At 40.2% G+C, this 20,175-nt stretch carries 20 protein-coding genes; 4 read left to right on the forward strand and 16 right to left on the reverse strand.

Going from position 1 to position 20,175, the window contains the following annotated elements; all coding sequences use genetic code 11:
• Nucleotides 1-23: 23 nt before the first annotated feature.
• The gene (locus JOC78_RS10160) at nucleotides 24-1,046 is read left to right on the forward strand and encodes an alpha/beta fold hydrolase (protein ID WP_204554995.1); all 1,023 of its coding nucleotides are present in this window, start codon (nucleotides 24-26) and stop codon (nucleotides 1,044-1,046) included.
• A 313-nt stretch (nucleotides 1,047-1,359) separates the two neighbouring features.
• Here the strand turns inward: JOC78_RS10160 and opuFB are convergent, their stop codons facing one another.
• On the reverse strand, nucleotides 1,360-2,877 hold the full coding sequence (opuFB, locus tag JOC78_RS10165; protein WP_204554997.1) for an osmoprotectant update ABC transporter permease/substrate-binding subunit OpuFB: 1,518 nt from the start codon (nucleotides 2,875-2,877) through the stop codon (nucleotides 1,360-1,362).
• A gap of 1 nt (nucleotide 2,878) precedes the next feature.
• Entirely contained in the window at nucleotides 2,879-3,838 is a 960-nt protein-coding gene (locus tag JOC78_RS10170) for an ABC transporter ATP-binding protein (protein ID WP_204555000.1), read from the reverse strand.
• A gap of 402 nt (nucleotides 3,839-4,240) precedes the next feature.
• On the opposite strand from JOC78_RS10170, the gene JOC78_RS10175 reads away from it, so the two are divergent.
• Nucleotides 4,241-4,945 (forward strand): serine/threonine protein kinase, encoded by a 705-nt coding sequence (locus JOC78_RS10175; protein WP_275582025.1) that lies wholly within the window; start codon nucleotides 4,241-4,243, stop codon nucleotides 4,943-4,945.
• Here the strand turns inward: JOC78_RS10175 and JOC78_RS10180 are convergent, their stop codons facing one another.
• The 4 genes from JOC78_RS10180 to JOC78_RS10195 all read right to left on the reverse strand — a co-directional run bounded on the left by JOC78_RS10180 (nucleotide 4,946) and on the right by JOC78_RS10195 (nucleotide 8,972).
• On the reverse strand, nucleotides 4,946-5,113 hold the full coding sequence (locus JOC78_RS10180) for a hypothetical protein (protein WP_204555016.1): 168 nt from the start codon (nucleotides 5,111-5,113) through the stop codon (nucleotides 4,946-4,948).
• Between the two features lie 142 nt (nucleotides 5,114-5,255).
• Nucleotides 5,256-6,290 carry a cytochrome d ubiquinol oxidase subunit II gene (locus JOC78_RS10185; protein WP_204555031.1) on the reverse strand — a complete coding sequence of 345 codons (1,035 nt, stop codon included), beginning with the start codon at nucleotides 6,288-6,290 and terminating at the stop codon, nucleotides 5,256-5,258.
• A complete protein-coding gene (locus tag JOC78_RS10190) occupies nucleotides 6,287-7,627 on the reverse strand; it encodes a cytochrome ubiquinol oxidase subunit I (protein WP_204555482.1) in 1,341 nt (446 codons plus the stop codon). Before JOC78_RS10190 ends, JOC78_RS10185 begins: the two co-directional genes overlap by 4 nt.
• Before the next feature lie 343 nt (nucleotides 7,628-7,970).
• Nucleotides 7,971-8,972 carry an NADPH:quinone oxidoreductase family protein gene (locus tag JOC78_RS10195; protein ID WP_204555045.1) on the reverse strand — a complete coding sequence of 334 codons (1,002 nt, stop codon included), beginning with the start codon at nucleotides 8,970-8,972 and terminating at the stop codon, nucleotides 7,971-7,973.
• Nucleotides 8,973-9,126: 154 nt separating this feature from the next.
• Between JOC78_RS10195 and JOC78_RS10200 the strand changes: the two genes are divergently transcribed.
• Nucleotides 9,127-9,720, forward strand: coding sequence for a TetR/AcrR family transcriptional regulator (locus tag JOC78_RS10200; RefSeq protein WP_204555048.1), 594 nt, complete (start codon nucleotides 9,127-9,129; stop codon nucleotides 9,718-9,720).
• 960 nt (nucleotides 9,721-10,680) lie between these two features.
• Here JOC78_RS10200 and JOC78_RS10205 read toward each other — a convergent pair.
• Nucleotides 10,681-11,646: a DUF561 domain-containing protein gene (locus JOC78_RS10205; protein ID WP_204555050.1), complete on the reverse strand. Its 966-nt coding sequence runs from the start codon at nucleotides 11,644-11,646 to the stop codon at nucleotides 10,681-10,683.
• A gap of 81 nt (nucleotides 11,647-11,727) precedes the next feature.
• On the opposite strand from JOC78_RS10205, the gene JOC78_RS10210 reads away from it, so the two are divergent.
• Complete coding sequence (locus tag JOC78_RS10210) at nucleotides 11,728-12,270, forward strand: gamma carbonic anhydrase family protein (RefSeq protein WP_204555053.1); 543 nt, start codon at nucleotides 11,728-11,730, stop codon at nucleotides 12,268-12,270.
• A gap of 54 nt (nucleotides 12,271-12,324) precedes the next feature.
• On the opposite strand, the gene paaX is transcribed toward JOC78_RS10210, so the two are convergent.
• From paaX to paaD, 9 genes are all read right to left on the reverse strand, one after another.
• Nucleotides 12,325-13,203, reverse strand: a complete 879-nt coding sequence (gene paaX, locus JOC78_RS10215; RefSeq protein ID WP_204555055.1) for a phenylacetic acid degradation operon negative regulatory protein PaaX — start codon at nucleotides 13,201-13,203, stop codon at nucleotides 12,325-12,327.
• A 91-nt stretch (nucleotides 13,204-13,294) separates the two neighbouring features.
• Complete coding sequence (locus JOC78_RS10220) at nucleotides 13,295-14,071, reverse strand: enoyl-CoA hydratase-related protein (protein WP_204555057.1); 777 nt, start codon at nucleotides 14,069-14,071, stop codon at nucleotides 13,295-13,297.
• A gap of 55 nt (nucleotides 14,072-14,126) precedes the next feature.
• Nucleotides 14,127-15,332, reverse strand: a complete 1,206-nt coding sequence (locus tag JOC78_RS10225; protein ID WP_204555059.1) for a thiolase family protein — start codon at nucleotides 15,330-15,332, stop codon at nucleotides 14,127-14,129.
• A complete protein-coding gene (locus JOC78_RS10230; protein WP_204555061.1) occupies nucleotides 15,329-16,198 on the reverse strand; it encodes a 3-hydroxyacyl-CoA dehydrogenase in 870 nt (289 codons plus the stop codon). The genes JOC78_RS10225 and JOC78_RS10230 overlap by 4 nt, the downstream gene beginning before the upstream one ends.
• Before the next feature lie 66 nt (nucleotides 16,199-16,264).
• Nucleotides 16,265-17,779, reverse strand: coding sequence for an aldehyde dehydrogenase family protein (locus tag JOC78_RS10235; protein WP_204555064.1), 1,515 nt, complete (start codon nucleotides 17,777-17,779; stop codon nucleotides 16,265-16,267).
• A gap of 15 nt (nucleotides 17,780-17,794) precedes the next feature.
• The gene (locus tag JOC78_RS10240) at nucleotides 17,795-18,568 is read right to left on the reverse strand and encodes an enoyl-CoA hydratase-related protein (protein WP_204555068.1); all 774 of its coding nucleotides are present in this window, start codon (nucleotides 18,566-18,568) and stop codon (nucleotides 17,795-17,797) included.
• Between the two features lie 3 nt (nucleotides 18,569-18,571).
• Nucleotides 18,572-19,348, reverse strand: a complete 777-nt coding sequence (locus tag JOC78_RS10245; RefSeq protein WP_204555071.1) for an enoyl-CoA hydratase/isomerase family protein — start codon at nucleotides 19,346-19,348, stop codon at nucleotides 18,572-18,574.
• The gene (locus JOC78_RS10250) at nucleotides 19,348-19,650 is read right to left on the reverse strand and encodes an EthD family reductase (protein ID WP_204555075.1); all 303 of its coding nucleotides are present in this window, start codon (nucleotides 19,648-19,650) and stop codon (nucleotides 19,348-19,350) included. Before JOC78_RS10250 ends, JOC78_RS10245 begins: the two co-directional genes overlap by 1 nt.
• 17 nt (nucleotides 19,651-19,667) lie before the next feature.
• Nucleotides 19,668-20,165, reverse strand: a complete 498-nt coding sequence (paaD, locus tag JOC78_RS10255; protein ID WP_204555090.1) for a 1,2-phenylacetyl-CoA epoxidase subunit PaaD — start codon at nucleotides 20,163-20,165, stop codon at nucleotides 19,668-19,670.
• Between the last annotated feature and the right edge of the window lie 10 nt (nucleotides 20,166-20,175).

The following is a 20,175-nucleotide window of genomic DNA, read 5'->3' on the forward strand; positions in this document are numbered from 1 at the left end:
ATAAAAAGAGGGGATTTGGGAATTTGGAAGTTAAACACAATAATGCTATTAAACCGTTTATAAAATTGAAGCTTGTTGGAATAACCTTGATTATTATCATTCTGCTTACATTGGTCTTAGGATTTCTTTTTGAATACACGAGTTACAAAAATGTTAAAAGTAATTACCCTCCAGATGGAGAAATGATTGATGTAGGGAGCAGAGAAATTCATATAAACATAAAAGGTAATAAAACAAGTCTTCCACCCGTTCTTATTGAGACAGGAACTGGGAATTGGTCTTATGATTGGTCAAACATACAGGAAGAATTATCAAAGCATACCCTTGTCATTACTTATGACCGAGCAGGATATGGTTGGAGTGACCCCCCAACTAGCGGGTTTGATATTGATATGACAATTAATGATTTAAATAATATACTCGAATCTTCTAATATCGATACTCCTGTCATCCTGGTGGGGCATTCTGTAGGCGGAATTTACTCTCGCCTTTTTGCAGATAAGTATCCTGATAAGATTTCCGGAATGGTTCTTGTTGATTCTAGAAATGAATATTTTTTAGAACAAGCTAAGACATATAATGAAAGGTTTTTCGAGACACAGGACCAAAAAATGAATCAGTTTCTATCCCAAATTGGAATAGTACGACTTTTTGGTGAAAATATATATCCAGACGCAATGCCAGAATACCTTTCCCCAGAAAAGTATGTCAATGTTCATTGGGACCCACCGTTTTTTAAAGTATTAGATGAAGAAATTAAGCAAATAAAAGTTTCTGAGAAATTACTTGAAGATACCCAATCTTTAGGTGATAAACCTTTATCAATTATTACACCTAGTGAAGTGGAATTACAGGCAAAAGAATTAGGATTTTCAGAACAAGAGGCTAGAAACCTTGAAAATAATTGGATGGATTCACAAAAGAAATTAACAGACTTATCCACTAATAGTGAATTCATATTAGTAAATAATAGTAGTCACTCAGTAATGTATGATCAACCTAATATTATAATAAATGCTATTTTAAAAATGGCAGAAGAAATATAAATTGATTTTTATCTTTAAGTTTTGCAGCTACTCCTGCGTTTTCTTTAATACTATGTTAATAGGAATTTGCAACACATAATTAAAGTAGAACACCAATTAATAGGTAAGGAAAAGAACTAGTTATTTAAACTTAAATGGAATAAGCCTCATACAAAAGACAAGCTCAGAGACATATCATAAACTCTGAGCTTTTTTGCAAGTTATTTGTTTTGCGATTTAACCTGTGAATTCAAATGTGATTTAGTCTGTTATTTTAGGTATTCACCACATTAAGTGAACTACTCACTTGTATCAGAAGCTGCTTTTTAAATAATTACTTAATTAATCCTTCTTTTATCAAAAATTGTTTTGCTACTTCCGCTGGTTTTTTGCCTTCGACGTTTACTTGATAGTTCATTTCCCGCATCTGATCATCAGTAATTTTGCCTGATAATTTATTGAGAGATTTCTTCAATTCAGGGTGTTCTTTCAGGGTTTCCTCACGCAAAAGCGGCGCTCCTTGATAAGGAGGGAACATTTCTTTATCATCTTCTAGCACAACAAGGTTGAATTGTCTTAATTCACTGTCAGTCGAGTAGGCATCTACTAAGTTGATATCCCCTTTTTTGATTGCGTTATACCGAAGCGTAGGTTCCATCGTGCGAACCGAAGGAATTTGAATGCCATACACTTTCTGAATGCCTTTGTAGCCGTCCTCCCTGTCCGCAAACTCTAATGTAAAGCCTGCCTTCATGTTGCGCTGGGCCTTCTTTAGATCTGAAATAGATTGCAAATCATATTGGTCCGCCATTTCTTTAGGTACGGCTAAAGTGTACGTATTATTAAAGTCCATTGGCTTTAATAGTTCCATCTTAAACTTGTCTTTCATTCCGTCTTTCGCCTGCTTGTAAACCTCGTCACGATCCGTGCTGACAGGCGGTTCTTTTAAAAATTCAGCAATTGCCGTTCCTGTAAATTCAGGATAAATGTCGATCTCACCTGATTTTAACGCATTGAAAACAAAAGAGGTTTTCCCTAATCCCGGTTTTAATTCCACATTCAAATCCGTATCCTGCTCAATTAACAGCTTATACATATTCATTAATATTTCAGGTTCAGATCCGAGTTTTCCGGCTATCACGATATCCTTTTGACTGCTGCCCATGACGAGCGGAACAATTATAACCAGCAATGCAATGGTACCGGCAACCCCTAAAGCCGTTAACGACTTTTTAAATGAAGTTCTCTCAGCTATCCGAAGAATCACGTCAAACAAAATGGCTAAAACAGCTGCAGGAATAGCTCCTAAAACAATTAATGAAGCATTATTTCGGTCAATCCCAAGGAGGATGATATCACCTAAACCGCCGGCCCCGATTAATGCGGCCAATGTAGCCGTTCCGACAATCAATACCATGGCTGTTCGAATGCCTGCCATAATGACTGGCATGGCGAGCGGCAGTTCAACTTTCATCAGCCTTTTCCTGCTGTTCATTCCCATCGCTCTTGCCGCTTCGATTAATGAATGATCTACTTCTTTTATGCCTGTGTATGTATTGCGCAAGATCGGCAACAATGCATAAATGACTAATGCAATAATAGCCGGCACTCTCCCTATTCCAAAGAGCGGGATCATTAACCCTAACAGAGCCAAAGAAGGGATCGTTTGCAGAACCGCTGCAACTCCAATGATGCTTTCCGCCGCTCTTTCCTTTCGTGTTAAATAAATGCCAAGCGGGATAGAGATTATGACCGCAAATAACAGGGCGATAAAAGATAACTGAATATGCTCAATTAAGGCACTGATTAATTCTCCTCTCCGCTCTTGAAAAACAGTGATAAACGTATTCATTTTATACCCTCCTCTCACTCATGTTTTCAGATATAAATTGCAGAGCCGCTTCCCTTGTAACCACTCCTATTGCTGCGCCGTTTTTTTCAACTGCAATCATTTCCTCGTTAGCTAGAAGACTTAATACGTCTATAATCGGTGTTTCTGCTGAAATGGCTGTCATCCCTGAGATATTTTCAATTCCCTCTACATGTTTTTGGGCAATTTTCTCCACTTTGGCCATGCCAATCATCTGCGTGGCACCATTTCCGATAAATTCTTCTGCAAATTGGTTAACAGGCTTCTCGATCATCACTTCCGGAGTGTCAATTTGAACAATTTCCCCTTCATTCATCAGGCAAATCCGGTCACCGAGCTTTAATGCTTCCTGCATATCATGTGTCACAAAAACAATGGTCTTCTTAATTCTTTTTTGTAAATCAATCAAGTCATTTTGTATCTTTTCCCGGCTGATCGGATCAAGGGCGCTGAACGGTTCATCCATTAAAATGATTTGCGGGTCGGCAGCCAGCGCTCTGACTACTCCGACTCTCTGCTGCTGACCGCCAGAAAGCTCGCTTGGTTTTCTGTCTCTGTATGTATCAGGATCGAGTCCGACCATTTCAAGAAGTTCGTCTACACGGCTTCTGATTTTGTCACGGCTCCATTTTTTCAGTTCGGGCACAACCGCAATGTTCTCCTCAATCGTCATATGCGGAAATAGAGCAATCTGCTGCAGGACATAGCCTATATTCCATCTCAATTCATGAATGTCATATTCGCTGATTTTCTTCTCATTAAAAAAAATCGTTCCATCAGTTAAATCAATTAAACGATTAATCAGCTTTAATGTAGTAGTCTTTCCACAGCCGCTCGGCCCAATAAGAACGAAGAATTCGCCTTCTTGGATTGTAAAATTTAAAGAATGAGTGGCATAGGTTCCATCTGGATACTTCTTTGACACGTTTTCAAATTGAATCATCATATGTCCCTCTTTTCTTCATCTGCATTAATGCACATACTCTTTTCCCTTTATTATGCCTTGAAAAGCTTGGATACATTAATTTTTTCATGAAACATACTTTCGGATTAGTTGTTAAAGACCATGGATGGTTCAATTTGCGAGCGCTGGATTGTCCTTGAATGCTTGTTTAAGTAATAAATTTGAATTTTGCATATAGTGTAATTAAAATAAACAAATGAGAGATTGTCCTTATTATTTGTATAATGACTTCTATTCTTTTATGGTTAAATAAAAATGAGTACAGATAAAAAAGAAAAGGTGAGTACTATTTCTATATTTCGTGCAATTCGAAAGATATATCAGTTTTTTGCAGATCGACCTGTTAAAAATGGAACCATTTTAAATAGGCGTTACAAAGTTTTGCAATTCATGGGGGCTGGAAGCTACGGCTTGATTTATCTGTGTGAGGATCTGCAAACGAAAGAGCCTCGGGCAGTGAAACAGCTTCGTCCGAGCAAGCGGCGCAGCAAAAAAGAGCGCGTGCAATTTGAACATGAGGTTACGATTATTAAGACATTAAATCATCCACAAATGCCGGTGATCTACGATGTTTTTTCAGAGAATGATTCGCACTTTTATGCAATGAGCTATATCGAAGGAGACAATTTGGAAGAAGAACTTTTCCTGAATAAGAAAACATTTACTGAAAAAGAGTCTCTGCTGGTTTTGTCTCAGCTCATTCATTTAGTTGCTTATTTGCATGAGAAAAATATATACCATCAAGATTTGCGGACTTCGAATATTTTAATCAAAGATTATCAGCCTTTTTTAATTGATTTCGGGTTGTCCAAAAAAATAAACTCTCTTCAATCTAAACATGATCCCTCCGCTGTTTCCGGCTTGCAGCAGCAGGATTTCTACGATTTAGGAGAATTGCTTCTGTTTCTGCTTTACTCTCCGTATTCCTTTAAAGGGAAAAGAGCTCTCCCATGGACGGAAGAGCTCTCTTTAGAAGAAGAAACAGCTTACTTATTAAAAAGATTATTAGGAATCCGTGATAGATACCCTGACACATACGAAATGGCTAAAGACGTGGAAGCGGCTATTAAAGCGCAGAAAGACTGATCAGCTGCTGCTTCGGCCTCTTCGTTTATATCTCTTACTTCCGCTAAATGGAGAAGACTGATACTTCCGGCGGCTGCTGCTACTGCTGCTTTTGCGGTAATGTTTATGTCTCCGCTCACTGCTGCCGCTTGAAAGATGTTTTAACTGTTTAAGGATTTTCTTAAGCATTCAAACACTCCTTGAATTTATTTAAATTTCTTTGTATTTAACCTTAACCTACCATAGATATAACGAACAGATAAACAAACTGCTCTCGAACGCTTTATATTTTTTCGAGTTCTTAATTTTCTTTTGAAATTTTCACATGATGTTATTCCATATTTTTCACATATCGCTTATCCTTCATAAATAAGCGCCAAAAGTAGAAAAACCCGGGAAAGAGTATCGCAAACCCTGCGATATAGGTGATAAAAACGGCTCTGAATGATGCGGGATCTGTAAAGCCAGATTCGATTGTTACATCAGGATAGACCATATAAGGCAAATGAGCTTTGCCGTAGACATAACTTGCTATAAGGTATTGAATGGTCACAGCAACGACGGCAACCCTTGGCATTCCTTTTATTTCTTTTTTAATCAAGGAAGGCAAGAATAATGCCACTCCTCCAATCAGAAAGAAACCAGCTGAAACTGCTAATAACGGCCAGTCCAGCATCATTTTATCATAAATCCACCTTGCCTCATTCTTTAATGTCAGCATGATGAAAAATGCCATTAGGAGAGAAATCGGACCTATAATGATAGCATCTCTTCGATAAATGAGGTAGGCTTCTTTCTCCCCCGCTGCTTTTGAATAATCCGATAACAAAAGCGAGGACAAAAACAATGTGCTGCTGATCGCAAATCCAATAAACGCATATTCATTTGGACTTGATAACAATTTCATCAGATTCAATTCCTGCTGGCCATTTTCAAAGTTTACAAACGTACCATGTGTAATCGGAAGAACACTGATTAACAGCCCTGGAATTAAAATCCCCGTTATACCTGACACATACGTAAGCGGCTTTTTATATTCAATCGCAATATGAGAAAACACCAGAAATGCACTTCGCAAGGCTAACAGCAATAGAATGATACTTCCTGGCACTAAAAGAATCGTTCCTAATGTATAAGCAGCCCCAGGAAACATACTATAGATGGCTACAACAAGCGCGACAATGAACGTATTGGTCACTTCCCATGTCGGCGATAAATAGCGATTGGCAATATTCGTTGCCATTGTTTTTTCCCGGTTTATATAGATCATCGACCAAAATCCCGCACCAAAATCCATCGTCGCCATGACTGAATAGATAAACACAAACCCCCATAAAACCGTGATGGCCAGTAATGCATCTGTCATGCGTGCGCCTCCTCTCTTTTACGTAAATCATCTGCGACCGCGTGGCGCTTAAAGTAATATAGAAGCACGGATACAACAGCGACACTTAATATTAAATAAATAAGCACAAATGAGATGAACAAAATGCCGAGATTATTGGCGGTGGTAACTGAATCTTCAGTGGAAAGCATTCGATAAATGGTCCAGGGCTGTCTTCCTGTACAAGCAAAGACCCAGCCGAATTCAATCGCTAGCACTGCTAAAGGACCTGTTGAAACGAAAGACCAAAGCAGCCATTTCGGAAATCTTTCTTTTTTCAAAAACCTGTGCCAAATGATCCCTCCAAATGACAGAAGGATTAACAAACTGCCGATCGCAACCATTCCATTGAACAGCGTATGTACAAACAATGGTGGCCATTCTTCTTCCGGAAAATCATTCAGCCCAATCACAACCGTATCAAAGCTGTCACCAGCTAAGAAGCTTAACGCCCAGGGAATTTCAATCCCCCATTTGACCGTTTCACTTTCTCTATCGGTAAACCCGCCGATTGCCAGCGGTGCGTGGGACTGTGTTTCAAACAACCCTTCAGCCGCGGCCAGTTTCTCCGGCTGATATTCATGAAGCATTTGTGCGGATTCATGCCCATTTATAGCTGTCAGGAAAGAAAAAATACCGCCGATCACGAGACTGAACAATAACGCTTTTTTATGAAAAAGATAGACTTGGCTGCCGTATTTATTTTTCAGCATTTTAAAAGCCGCTACAGAAGCAATGACGAAAGCTCCCGTTGTATAAGCCGATAAGGCAACATGGCCGGCCGTCACGAAAAAACTTGGATTAAAAAAGGCCGCCCACGGATCGACATCTACAATCTTCCCATCCTCAAATCTAAATCCAGCCGGGGTTCCTTCAAAGGCATGCACGTTTGTAATTAATACAGCAGATGCAAGCGCCCCTAAAGCAACTAAAGAGAGACTCACAATTCTCATCCAAGGAGCAATTCGGTTCGCTGCATATACGTAGATGGACATAAATAATGCTTCGATAAAGAAAGCATAAATTTCAATTTGAAACGGCAACGCCATGACCGTGCCGATGACTTCCATAAATCCAGGCCATAACAAAGAAAGCTGAACACCAGCAATTGTGCCTGTTGGAATACCGACACCAAGCAAGACAGCAAAAGCTTTCGTCCATCTTTTCGCCATGACTTCATATTGGATATCTTTCGTTTTTTGATAGAGTAATTCCGCAGCCAATATCATTAACGGCAGCCCGACGCCGATCGTGGCAAAAATAATATGGAACCCCATGGTTGTTCCAAACATCGAGCGGGCAATCAGTAAATCATCCATTTTCATCTTCCTTTCTCCCCGCAGGTCACAATATTTTTTTATTGTTGCCTGAAAGATTGGTTTTAACCGGGAAGAAATGTAAATTTTATCTTTTATTTGCCTAGTTGTCGCTTTAAAAAATCTGCTTTTAGGCCTTAAGCTATTTTTGAACAATTAAAAGACAGCTATCTGATTCATTTCGTTCAGATAGCTGTCTGCTTCATTTACCTGTATTATCTTTAGATTTTATTATAGTAAGATTTTTCTGATTGACCGGACATCTGTCCTCTTCTAAAATGATGTTCACTTCTATGATATTTTTTAGTTGCATATATTAGCTTACTTGCTTTTTGTACAGAAGACTTCACTGATCGCTTTGCAAATTGACAACCGTTCTTCCTCTTACTTTCCCTGCTAATATGTCAGATAGCGTTTGGGGCAGGTCTTTAAGAGATACTTCATTTCCTATTTCCTCTAAACCTTCTGGCTTTAAATCCGTTGCCATGCGTTTCCATAAAGTTTCTCTTATATCTTTTGGACAATAGACCGAATCAATTCCTAACAGATTTACACCTCTCAGAATAAAGGGGAAAACAGTGGTTGGCACTTCTACTCCACCTGTTAGCCCGCTCACCGCAACAGATCCTCCATATTTCGTACTGCTTAAAATAGAAGCCAGCGTTTTACCTCCGACAGGATCCACAGCCCCTGCCCATCTCTGTTTTCCAATAGGACGAAGTTTCTCCGGTGTAACTTCTTCACGCGAGATCACCTGTTTTGCTCCTAATTTCTTTAAGTAATCATATTCAGACTCTTTACCTGTACTTGCTGTCACATCATAGTTTCGTTTAGCAAGCATTGACACTGCCATACTCCCTACTCCGCCAGTTGCCCCTGTTACTAAAATGGTTCCATCTTCTGGTGTTAGTCCGTTTTTCTCTAGCTGATGGATAGAAAGAGCTGCTGTAAACCCTGCTGTCCCAAAGATCATTGCTTCCTTTAATGTCAATTGATCTGGTAAAGGGACAACCCAATCTCCAGGAACTCTGGCATATTCACTGTACCCTCCATAATGGGAAACACCTAACTCATAGCTGGTCACAATCACTTGATCCCCTTCTTTATATCGCGAATCCTTCGACGAGGTAACTATTCCTGCCAGGTCAATTCCTGGAACGAATGGGTATGACTGAACGATCTTTCCATTTGGAATACTTGCTAAACCATCTTTATAATTGACGCTTGAATAATGAACACGTATCGTCACATCTCCATCTGGCAAGTCTTCAAAGGATAACGGTTCAATATTTACTGTGAAATCTTCCTCTGTTTTATTCACAACAAGAGCGTTGAATTTGTTTGACATCTCATCTCGTTCCCTTCTGAATAGATTACTTTACTTGTTCTTTTAACTGACTATAACAATTTTATACTGACTGGTCAATTTATTTTGTCCAGTCGGTATAAAATACAGGTAGCCTTTGGTATAATACATTTAAGCTGCAAATGGAGGATTGATGATGAGTAATAAAGCGGAACAAAGACGTAAACAAATTTTAAAAGCCGCCTTTCAAGCTGCCTCTGAAAAAGGGTATGAATCTGTAACATTACAGGATATTGCCGATTATGCAGAGGTAAGCAAAGGAGTAACAAACTATTATTTTAAAAATAAAGCAGATGTATTTGCTCACTTATTTGATTGGATCACGACGAGAATATATGAAAAAGAAGTGAAATCCATTGATGAAAAGAAAACAGCCATTGAAAAGCTTGAAGCGTATATAAACCAAGTCTTCATTAATCCTGAAGAGAATAAAAAATTCTACCGTGTGTACTTAGATTTTTTAGCCCAGACGAAAAATAATCATCGGTATAAGGAAATTAATCAGCAGTTTTACGAAAATTGCTGGTCAATCGGCAGGAATATAGTCAAACAAGGCGTGGATGAAGGTGAATTTAAGGTAGAAAATATCGAACAAACTGTTATTAGTATTCGGTGTATGATTGATGGCAGTTTAATTCAATGGTTAATGAGAGACGATGCTGGCTTGCATAGGTATTATAGAGATACATGTTACGAATCCATCCTTCAAATTCTAAATTTCCAAAAATGAAAAGGCCTTAAACTGCCAGAGAAAACAGGAACCTTCATACCTTCCTTTCCATTTAATTAGGCTTATAAGCCAATAAACAACCAGGATGATTCTATTCCGAATATGGAATGGTCCTGGTTTTTTATTTATGAAAAACAAATTTCAGTAGCCTCCCGTTAAACGGTGCTTTTTCAATTAGGAACATAAATGGGTTTATAAAGGGCATTAGCCACTTTGCCGAATTCATTGGCATGCGGGCAATCAGTAATTCATCCATTCTTATCTTCCTTTCTTCGCGCAAGTCGCAATATTTTTTTATTGTTGCCGGAATGATTGGTTTTAACCAGACAGAAATGTAAATATATTCTTCTATGTTCAAAAGAGCCTAGTATTTTTTAATGTTTGTTTTAACCACATGTCAATAGAAGTAAAGGTATGAATAGAAAATGAATGACTATACGAGGTTTTAAAAAATAAATTTTCCATCTACTACTAAAAGCAACGAAACCAGAGATTAATGAAAAGATTAAACGTCAAATTGAAAGAAATATTCAATTTTATTAGCACAGCAGCGAGGAAGGGATTGAAAAATAATCGAAAAGTTACATAGAGAGTTCGATACCGAAAGAGTGCTTGAGGCCAATCCATCACTTTAGTGATTATTGGCAGTGTCCTCGCATTAACCATCAACCGAAAATGAACCTTCCTGTCAGGGACTGTCAGCAGCCCCTGCAAGGTTGGTGCCCGTCCCTAACCGTAATCAGACAAGCCAGAGTCCGGACATCCGATGAAATTAATAAAGAGAAAAATGCACTGGTGAAAATATTAGAGGAACGTTAAATATGTAATCAGAAGAAAATAATTGTTAATTTAGCGACAAGACAAAAAAGCTTTGCTGGAATTTGAATTTTAGCAAAGCTTTTTTCCAAATAATGATTCTATCCTAATAATTTTCGAGAATTGATCTGAGTACTAAGTTTACTAAGTTCCGCTCGGCATAACAAACTGATTTAGCTGCTGTTCCAGTTGAGCAGCCGCCTCATTCATCATGCTGTCAAACAAATCTTTTACAGGCGGAATTGTCTCAATGAGGCCGGCAACTTGTCCGCTGTTCATAAAACCATTGTCTTCGTCTCCTTGAATTGCGCCTTTTAAATGGTACTTCTCAGATGTCATCTCCTGATATTTCTCAAGATCTATTCCGTTGCGTTCTGATTCAATGACCTCGCTAGCATAAGAACTTTTTAATACTCGTCTTACTTGACCAACTGAACGTCCTAAAATAGTTGTTTCATTATCCGTTGCATTAATTAATCTCTGTTTATAGGCAGAGTGAAACGGTGCTTCTTGAGTGGCAATTAAGCGAGTTCCTAACTGTACGCCAGATGCTCCTAATGCTAATGCAGCAGCAAGTCCCCGGCCGTCACCAATTCCTCCCGCAGCTACTACCGGCACTTTTACGTTACGGCTGATTTGAGGAATTAAAGTAAAGGTTGTTAATTCCAAATTAGAGTTTATTCCAGCGGCTTCAAATCCTTCTGCAACCAGTACGTCAGCACCCGCTTCTTCTGCTTTTTGCGCATGCTTAACAGAAGCAACCACCACAATTACTTTTATGCCGTGTTCATGTAAAACTTTAATATACGGAGCGGGATTGCCTGCTGATAAGGAAACTACAGGGATATCATGCTTTAATACAAGCTGAATTAAGTCTTTGGTGTATGAACTGACATTAATAGGTATATTCAGCGCAAAGCTATGAGAAGTCTTTTCTTTTGTTTCCACAATAATTTCTTCCACTTGTTCTGGCCTCATGGTTCCGCAGCCGATTGTGCCCAGTCCCCCGGCATTTGACACAGCTGCTGTCAGTTGGGCATTACTTATATTTCCCATGCCCCCTTGAATAATTGGATATTTTATTGAAAGAAGATCACATAAGTATTTCACTTTTTCTACCCCCTATTAATTTTATGTTATACTATATTAAACAGAAAAACAATTCTGATTTTTTAAAAAGGAGAGAAAAAGATGATTATTTCTTATAATGGCAAGTCCCCAGCAATAGACAAAACTGTGTTCGTTGCTCCCGGAACACACATAATAGGCGATGTGGCAGTAGGAGAAGAATCCACGATCTGGTTTAATGCTGTATTAAGGGGAGATGAAGACTCTATTACAATTGGAAAGAGATGCAGTATACAAGATAACACGACCGTTCATTTATTTGAAGGATCCCCTGTAATCATTGAAGATGAAGTAACGGTTGGTCATAATGTAATTTTACACGGCTGCAAAGTTGGGAAAAGATCCATCATCGGTATGGGATCCACTATTTTAGATCACGCGGAAATTGGAGAAGAGTGTATTATTGGGGCAAATACACTTATACCTCAAGGAAAAAAAATACCCCCTCGCTCTCTCGTTGTCGGCTCTCCTGGAAAAGTAATTCGAGAACTGGGCAGCAAGGATTTAGAGTTAATTCAATTATCTATAGACTCTTATGTACAAAAAGGGAAAGAATTTAAAGTTATATTAGAAGATCAAGAGAAAAATCCTATTCATCAGCCTTAAATGAAAAAGCCGTTTCTTGGTTGTTTATTAACAACCAAGAAACGGCTTTTTTGATTACAGAATCAACGGATGATCTGTCGCGTCATAAGAATCGTCTTTTCTTCTAAGGTCGTTATCCGCTTCAAATACACTTTCAAAAAAACGGCTTGCCGGCTCCGCCAAAATTTTGTAATACTGGCTAAATAGCGACGCAGCATGATTTCCATCCCACATCGGCGGCAGCAGTTCTCTAGGCAGACCCGGGTCAATAAATAGAAACTTTCGATATTCATGCACAAGCTTTGTTCTTTCCACAAAACATTGGGCATCTGACATTTCGCCCCTGCTGATAATGCTTTGGTGAATGACAAACTGCTTGCTGTAAGTATTAATAAATTCTTCATATTTTTTCTCAATTTCTTCAAGCGGCCAGCTTTTTTCTACGAGAGATTCATTTTCTTTCGGTCCTTTGTAGTCAGAAACGAAAAAATCCACATACTCGCTTATTTCATACTTATTAATAAGAGATTGGACTTCTTTTTCTAGGTTATTGGGTGAAATCCAACACGAATTGGAGAAGCTTCCAAATCCGCTCCATAAAAGTTCCTTTCTCAATTCATCACGGACGCTGCGTTTTTCTTCCGGGATTGTATACATTAAAATCCGCCACTTTCCGTCCCATTCATGCGGATTCAGCTTAAAAATCCTCTTTGCCGCCTCTTCAATCCGGTTTACTCCGCGGCCTGTAAGAAAATAAAAGCTTTTATTTCCCTGTTTTTCTGACTGAATCCAGCCTTGTTTAACCATTCGAGAAACAGCTACGCGTACACCCTGTTCGTTATGCCCAAACTCTTTCATTAAGCGAATAAGGCTCCCCACCCATATTTTGTTTCCATAATGCCGTATATAATCACCATAGATAGTAAAAATCATCGATTGTGTGTTTGCGCCCATAAATTATTCACTCTTCCCAACTGTTTTCCCTTACGTTTTTTACACGGTTCCTATTATTCATATTATATCTATTTATAATAGAAACGCAACTTTACTTACCTGAAAACTGCGGTTCTCTCCGTTCACTAAATGCATTAAGCGCTTCAATTCGGTCTTGTGTAGGGATGGTTAATTCGTATGCTTTTGATTCAATAGCAAGCCCAGTCTGCAAATCTGTATTCATGCCTTGAGTAATCGCATACTTAGCCTGTTTTAAAGCGACAGGACCATTTTTCATCATAGCTGCGGCAAGTTGATTACAAGCTTCATGAAGTTCACCGCGCGGCACAGCTTTTAATATGATGCCAAGTTCCACAGCTTCTTCTGCAGATATTTTTTTAGATGTTAAGATTAACTCCTTAGCTCTCATCTCACCTATTAGTCTCGGAAGTCGCTGAGTCCCCCCGGCGCCCGGTATAATGGCCCAGCTTGTTTCAGTCAACCCCAGTGACACTCCCTCTGCGGCAATGGCAAAGTCACAAGATAGCAGCCATTCAAACCCGCCTCCTAAAGCGTATCCATTCACTGCAGCAATTGTTGGCTGTGGAAGCGCGGCAATGCTGTTGAAAACGTCGCGAATCGCTTTTACATTCCGTCTTACTTGAGCTTCATTAAGCGTTTTTCGCTCTTTTAAATCGGCGCCCGCACTAAAAGCCTTATCTCCTGATCCAGTAAAAATGACCACCCGAACATCATGGTTATTATGTATAGCATCCACAGTATGCTGCAGCTCAGAAAGAGTTTCATAGTTAAAGCAATTTAAAACATCCGGGCGATTCACAGTTACATAACCTACATGGTTTTCTACAGTATATAAAACATTTGACATTATTTCCGCCTCCATTTATTTGAAATAGCCCTTACTGCTACATAAGGGCTTATTTTTATTCTTCTATATTTTCAATAATAGCTGCAATTCCCTGTCCGACACCTACACACATAGTTGCTAACCCGTATTGTACATTCTGCTTTTTCATTTCATAAAGCAGGGTTGTCAAAATTCTGGCTCCGCTCGCCCCAAGCGGATGCCCAAATGCAATAGCTCCACCGTTTACATTTACTTTATCCTGGTCCAGCTCTAGTTGACGGATACATTCAAGAGACTGAGAGGCGAATGCTTCATTAAGTTCGATCAAGCCGAGATCCTGTATAGACAAATTGGCTCGTTCCAAGGCTTTTCTAGTCGCATATATTGGGCCAAGCCCCATCACAGCAGGCTCAAGTCCAGCTACAGCACTGGTTACATATCGCGCTAAAGGTTTCAGTCCGAGCTCCTTCGCTTTGTCTGCACTCATCATTAGAAGAGCCGATGCCCCATCATTTACACCAGAGGCATTCCCCGCTGTAACTGTGCCTCCTTCAAAAATCGGTTTAAGTTTTGCAAGCTTTTCTATCGTTGAATCCGGACGGGGATGTTCATCCTGATCAAAGACCACTTCATTTCCTTTCCGGTCGCGAAAACGGACTGGAACGATTTCTTCCGCAAAACGATTGGAGTCCATTGCAATTTTAGCCTTCTGCTGGCTTTCTAGAGAAAATTGATCCTGATCTTCACGTGAAACAGAACAACGTACAGCTACGTTTTCTGCTGTTTGCGGCATAGTATCCGCTCCATACATTTCTTTCAGCTTTTTATTGGTGAAACGCCAGCCAATCGTGGTATCTTGAAGTTCCATTGCCCCACGAGGAAAATCACTTTCGGGTTTAGCCATGACATAAGGAGCTCTTGTCATACTTTCAGTTCCACCTGCAATATAAACATCACCTTCACCAACTGCTATAGACCGAGCAGCATAAATGACAGCATCCAGGCCAGAACCGCACAATCGATTAATCGTTGTGCCACCCACTTCAACAGGAAGTCCCGCTAAAAGCGCGGACATTCTTGCCACATCCCGATTATCTTCCCCTGCTTGATTGGCATTGCCTAAAACTACATCTTCAATTTGTTCAGGCGGCAGCTTTGGATTTCGTTCGACTAACGCTTTTATCACAACCGCGCCAAGATCATCCGGCCGAACGCTTTTTAAGGCCCCTTTATATTTTCCGATAGGTGTTCTGACAGCATCGACGATCACAACTTCTCTCATTTTTTCACCAGCTCTTTATCTTTTGTATAGTCATATACGCCTCTGCCTGATTTACGTCCGAGCCGTCCAGCTTTTACATACTGTTCAAGCAATGGAGCAGGGCGGTATTTTTCACCGAGCTTTTCATGCAAATAGTTTAAGTTGTTTAATCGGGCGTCCAGCCCTACCAGGTCAACTAACTCAAAAGGTCCCATCGGGTAGTTAAGCCCAAGCTTGATTGCCTTGTCAATTTCTTCTGGAGTTCCTAGCCCCTCTTGAAGCATGTAGAACGCCTCATTGCCGACGAGCGCGCTAATTCTGCTTGTTACGAACCCTGGAAATTCATTAATCACAACCGTTTCTTTTCCCATTCGTTCTGCTGCTTTACGAACGGCTTCCGCAGTTTCATTACTAGTTTCCAAGCCTCGGATAATTTCAACAAGCGGCATTTTATGTACTGGATTAAAGAAATGCATCGCAATTGTTTTATCCGGGCGCTTAGCATAGGAAGCGATCTCTGTTGGACTCATGGTTGATGTGTTGGTTGCAAACAGGCAATCTGCCGGTGCATACTGTTCTAGCACTTCAAATACCTGTTGTTTAATTGATTCTTTTTCCGGTACTGCTTCAATAACCAGGTCAGCAGCAGATACCGCAGACGACAGATCACTTGAGAACTGCAGGTTTGACTTCGCCTGCTGAGCTTCCTCATTAGAAAGTTTTCCTCTAGAAAGGCTTTTTTCAAAAATTGTATTCAGTTCAGCTTCCGCATTTTTTAGTGCCGATTGATTTACATCCACCAACGTAACAGAGAATCCGCCCACTGCACTTACATACGCTATTCCTCGACCCATTACCCCTGAACCTACAACAGTAATATTATTCATATTCTTTCCCCCTCTTATAAAGAAGTACGAATGAGACATTGGCTCATTCGTACGAAAGTTTATTTATTAAAGACCAAAAGGATTCAATGGACGGCTGCCATAGTAGGACAAAATACTTTTTGTTTCCGTGTATAAATCAAGTGTTTCGATGCATAGTTCCCGGCCAAAACCAGATTGCTTATATCCGCCAAATGGAGTTCCAGGGAATGCAGAGAATGGACAGTTGACCATAACGATACCTGCTTGGATTAGGTTAGCAACACGGGTTGCTCTTGCGCCATCTTTAGACCAAACAGCTGAACCTAGACCAAATTCTGTGTCATTTGCCAGGCGAATGGCTTCTTTTTCATCTTTAAATTTCATGATAACAACAACTGGACCGAAGATTTCTTCTTTTACCACTGTCATATCATGATTTACGTTAGCAATAACAGTCGGCTCATACCAGAATCCGCCTTCAAATCCTTCAATTTGTGCAGGCTTGCCGCCAGTCAGAATGTCTGCACCGTCTTCAATAGCTGACTTTACGTAACCATCTATTACATCAAGCTGACCTTGATCGATAATTGAACCAACATGCGTCGACTTATCAAATGGATCGCCGAGCTGAAGTTTTTTCGTTTTCTCAACGAATTTTTCAACAAACTCATCATAGATATCTTCGTGGACATAAAGACGAGAGCGCGCTTCGCATGACTGGCCTGTGTTATAAAAGATTCCAAATAAAGAACCATCAACGGCTGCGTCGACATCCGCATCTTCAAAAACTAGATTTGGAGATTTTCCTCCAAGCTCCAATGTCACACGTTTCAGCGTTTGAGAAGCTTTACCCATAATGTCTTTTCCAATTGGAGTGGACCCCGTAAAGGCGACTTTATCTACTTTTGGATGCTCGACTAAGTAATTGCCAACTTCAGATCCTGAGCCAGGGATAATATTAACAACTCCTGCCGGTACACCAGCTTCCAGGCAAATTTCGCCAAGTATAATAGCTGTCAGAGGTGTTAAACTTGCCGGTTTTACAACTACTGAACAGCCTACAGCAATAGCTGGAGCGATTTTCCAAGCTGCCATCATCAATGGATAATTCCACGGAATAATTTGAGCGCAAACGCCAACCGCCTCTTTTTCAGTGTAATTGTGAAATTGCCCTGGTACGTTATTTACGGATCCGCGATGCCCAACGATCGCGCCCGCATAGAATTCAAAATCTTCAATAGCTTGTGTTACTTGACCTTGTGCTGCATGAAGTGATTTACCTGTATCCAAAATTTCCAGTTCGACAATTTCATTAAAACGTGAACGCATTATTGAAGCAATCTTATTCATTGTTTGAGCACGGCGGTTGATTGGATACTTACGCCATTTCCCATGATCAAATGCTTCGCGTGCCGCGGTCACTGCTCTTTCTGCATCTTCTTGTGAGGCCTTAGCTACTCTTGCAATGATTTGGCCAGTGGCCGGGTTAACCGTTTCAAATACATTATTATTAGAACTTTCCACTTTCTCGCCGTTGATAATAAGGTGGTAATAATCACGCTTTAATGAAGTTGTTTCAAGTGTAGTTTGTTGTGCTGACATTTTTATTCACTCCTTTTATTTTCCTGAAAAAGTCGGTTTTCTTTTGTCTAAAAAGGCACTAATTCCTTCTCGATGGTCAGTCGTTAACCCAGCAATTCTCTGTCCTTGTGCTTCACGCTCCAGATATTCAGTAAAGGTCAGCGAATCTGCTGCTGTTAGCAAGCGTTTGATTAACCCAATGGCTTTTGTCGGAAGATTGGCAATATGAGAAGCGAATTGGTCCACTGCTGATTCCCAGTCAGCGGCCGGTATAACTTTCGTTGCGAGCCCCATATTTAATGATTGTTCTGCCGTAATTCTTTCACCAAGTACTGACAGTTCAATCGCTTTTGCTTCTCCTACAATTCTTTTTAAAAAGTACAGATTCCCTGAATCCGGTATTAACCCTACATGGATAAATGCGTTCATAAAGCTGGCTCGCTCTGACATGATTCTGAAATCACACGCTAGTGCAAGACTGAAGCCAGCGCCTGCTGCCACACCGTTTACCGCAGCAATTACAGGCTTCTCACATTGTTGAATTTGCTTTACCATCGGTCCGTAATGATCCCTAAGCACCTGACCGTGATCCATCTCTTCGTTTACTTCTGATAGATCCTGTCCTGAGCAGAATGCCCGGCCAGCTCCAGTAATTACGATACAACGAACATCAGGTGAAGCCTCTGCTTTTTTCACAGCATTTTGAATGTCCTTGTTCATCCTGGCAATAAACGCATTTAATGAATCTGGACGCTCAAGCGTGATGCGGGCGATACCATTGTCGACGGAATATTGAATAGTCTCAAACATTGCTTATCTCCCTTTAAATTGAGGCTTGCGCTTTTCAACAAACGCGCTCATGCCTTCTTTTTGATCTTCTGAAGCAAATAATAAGTAGAAATTCTTACGTTCATACTGCATTCCTTCATATAACGAGTAATCAACTGCTTTATGAACTGAATCTTTAATCAAACGTACGGAGAGCGGAGGCTGGCTTGCAATTTGAACAGCCATTTTCATTGATTCTTCCATTAACAGCTCAGATGAAACAATCCGATTAATTAAACCGCTGTCGAGTGCTAATTCAGCTGGAATGCGTTTTCCTGTCCAAAGCCATTCAAGCGCTTTCGTTCGTCCTACAATTTTTGTCAGGCGCTGTGTTCCTCCGGCGCCAGGCATGACCCCTAGATTAACTTCAGGAAAAGAAAATTCTGTACCTTCTGAAGCAATAAGCATGTCGCAGCACAGAGCGAGCTCAAACCCCCCGCCGAAAACAAATCCTTTTACCGCTCCGATGATTGGTTTTTTTATAAAAGCAAGACGATCCCAGTCCGCAAACTGGTTTAAAAGTTCCAAGCGGACTGCATCATCCGAAGCCATTTCATCAATGTCCGCTCCGGATGAAAATGCGCGCCCTTTGCCCGTCAGCAAGATCACACGAACTTGTTCGTTTCGATCAAACGACTCCATGGCTTCAACAATTTCACGAACCATTTTTCGATTTAGCGAATTATACTGATTTGGCCTGCTAAGCTCAATGAGTGCTACTCCTTCACTCAAAGAAGTGTCAATGAACTCAAACGTCTCCATTATGCATCTTCGCCGATCAATAATGTAACAAGATTTCCTGCAAAGCTCATTAAGTCTTTTCCAGACGCTTTCCCTTCGTCAGAGCGAAGACCTTTCTTTAAATCTTCCGCGCTGTCATAAATCATTTCACACATCAAGTAGTAAGGCGTCTCGCCGCCCATTGGGGAAGCCGTGAATTTAGTTACTTTCATTTCACGAAGACCCGGAATCTTTGCAGTAATCGGTGCATGTGTATTAAAGTAGTGGTCGTCAAAAGCTGCCTTGTCTTCAGGATGCTTATAAAGAGCAATTAATTTCGCCATGTTTATTTCTCCTCATTTCATAGTAAAGTTGAGATTGGTTTCATTGCTTCAAAAGGGTTTTTACAGCTCTTGCAGTACAAAATACTTCGGCAGGCTGTTGGCCCAAAAATATTTTCCATTGTGACATACGTTGAAGTGCAGTATGGACAGTCCACATGCCAAGATCCGTCAGCCTCTAAAAACCTAGGAGGAGGAGCTATACCGAACGCCTTCAATCCGGAACGACCCTTTTCTGTTATACGTTCAGACGTCCAAGGTGGATGATGAATAAATTGAACAGATACATGCTTCACTTCGGGAATGGCTTGAATGGTTTTTTCAATGTTATTTTTTATAATTCCCAGTGCCGGGCATCCTAGAAATGTCGGTAATATATTGATGTCTACTTCACCGTCATTTGCAGATACTTTTTCTACCATTCCAAGATCAATAATACTGACTGTATCAATTTCTGGATCCTTAACCTGCTCAAGCGCATGAAGCACTTGTTTCTTAAGTGAAGATACTGTTTGCATATCGATCACT

Origin of the sequence: Bacillus ectoiniformans (genome assembly GCF_016908875.1) — a bacterium.
In the GTDB taxonomy this organism is placed as follows: domain Bacteria; phylum Bacillota; class Bacilli; order Bacillales; family Domibacillaceae; genus Bacillus_BX; species Bacillus_BX ectoiniformans.

What these genes read in the sequence shown, in the direction of transcription:
- JOC78_RS10195 (WP_204555045.1), bottom strand. Translation starts at nt 8,972, where the DNA reads ATGTCAAACAAATTCAACGCTCTTGTTGTGAATAAAACAGAGGAAGAT.
- paaX (WP_204555055.1), bottom strand. Translation starts at nt 13,203, where the DNA reads ATGGGCGCAAACACACAATCGATGATTTTTACTATCTATGGTGATTAT.
- JOC78_RS10250 (WP_204555075.1), bottom strand. Translation starts at nt 19,650, where the DNA reads ATGGCGAAATTAATTGCTCTTTATAAGCATCCTGAAGACAAGGCAGCT.
- JOC78_RS10220 (WP_204555057.1), bottom strand. Translation starts at nt 14,071, where the DNA reads ATGTCAAATGTTTTATATACTGTAGAAAACCATGTAGGTTATGTAACT.
- opuFB (WP_204554997.1), bottom strand. Translation starts at nt 2,877, where the DNA reads ATGAATACGTTTATCACTGTTTTTCAAGAGCGGAGAGGAGAATTAATC.
- JOC78_RS10245 (WP_204555071.1), bottom strand. Translation starts at nt 19,348, where the DNA reads ATGGAGACGTTTGAGTTCATTGACACTTCTTTGAGTGAAGGAGTAGCA.
- JOC78_RS10185 (WP_204555031.1), bottom strand. Translation starts at nt 6,290, where the DNA reads ATGACAGATGCATTACTGGCCATCACGGTTTTATGGGGGTTTGTGTTT.
- JOC78_RS10200 (WP_204555048.1), top strand. Translation starts at nt 9,127, where the DNA reads ATGAGTAATAAAGCGGAACAAAGACGTAAACAAATTTTAAAAGCCGCC.
- JOC78_RS10225 (WP_204555059.1), bottom strand. Translation starts at nt 15,332, where the DNA reads ATGAGAGAAGTTGTGATCGTCGATGCTGTCAGAACACCTATCGGAAAA.
- paaD (WP_204555090.1), bottom strand. Translation starts at nt 20,165, where the DNA reads ATGCAAACAGTATCTTCACTTAAGAAACAAGTGCTTCATGCGCTTGAG.
- JOC78_RS10240 (WP_204555068.1), bottom strand. Translation starts at nt 18,568, where the DNA reads ATGTTTGAGACTATTCAATATTCCGTCGACAATGGTATCGCCCGCATC.
- JOC78_RS10230 (WP_204555061.1), bottom strand. Translation starts at nt 16,198, where the DNA reads ATGAATAATATTACTGTTGTAGGTTCAGGGGTAATGGGTCGAGGAATA.
- JOC78_RS10210 (WP_204555053.1), top strand. Translation starts at nt 11,728, where the DNA reads ATGATTATTTCTTATAATGGCAAGTCCCCAGCAATAGACAAAACTGTG.
- JOC78_RS10170 (WP_204555000.1), bottom strand. Translation starts at nt 3,838, where the DNA reads ATGATTCAATTTGAAAACGTGTCAAAGAAGTATCCAGATGGAACCTAT.
- JOC78_RS10180 (WP_204555016.1), bottom strand. Translation starts at nt 5,113, where the DNA reads ATGCTTAAGAAAATCCTTAAACAGTTAAAACATCTTTCAAGCGGCAGC.
- JOC78_RS10235 (WP_204555064.1), bottom strand. Translation starts at nt 17,779, where the DNA reads ATGTCAGCACAACAAACTACACTTGAAACAACTTCATTAAAGCGTGAT.
- JOC78_RS10190 (WP_204555482.1), bottom strand. Translation starts at nt 7,627, where the DNA reads ATGGATGATTTACTGATTGCCCGCTCGATGTTTGGAACAACCATGGGG.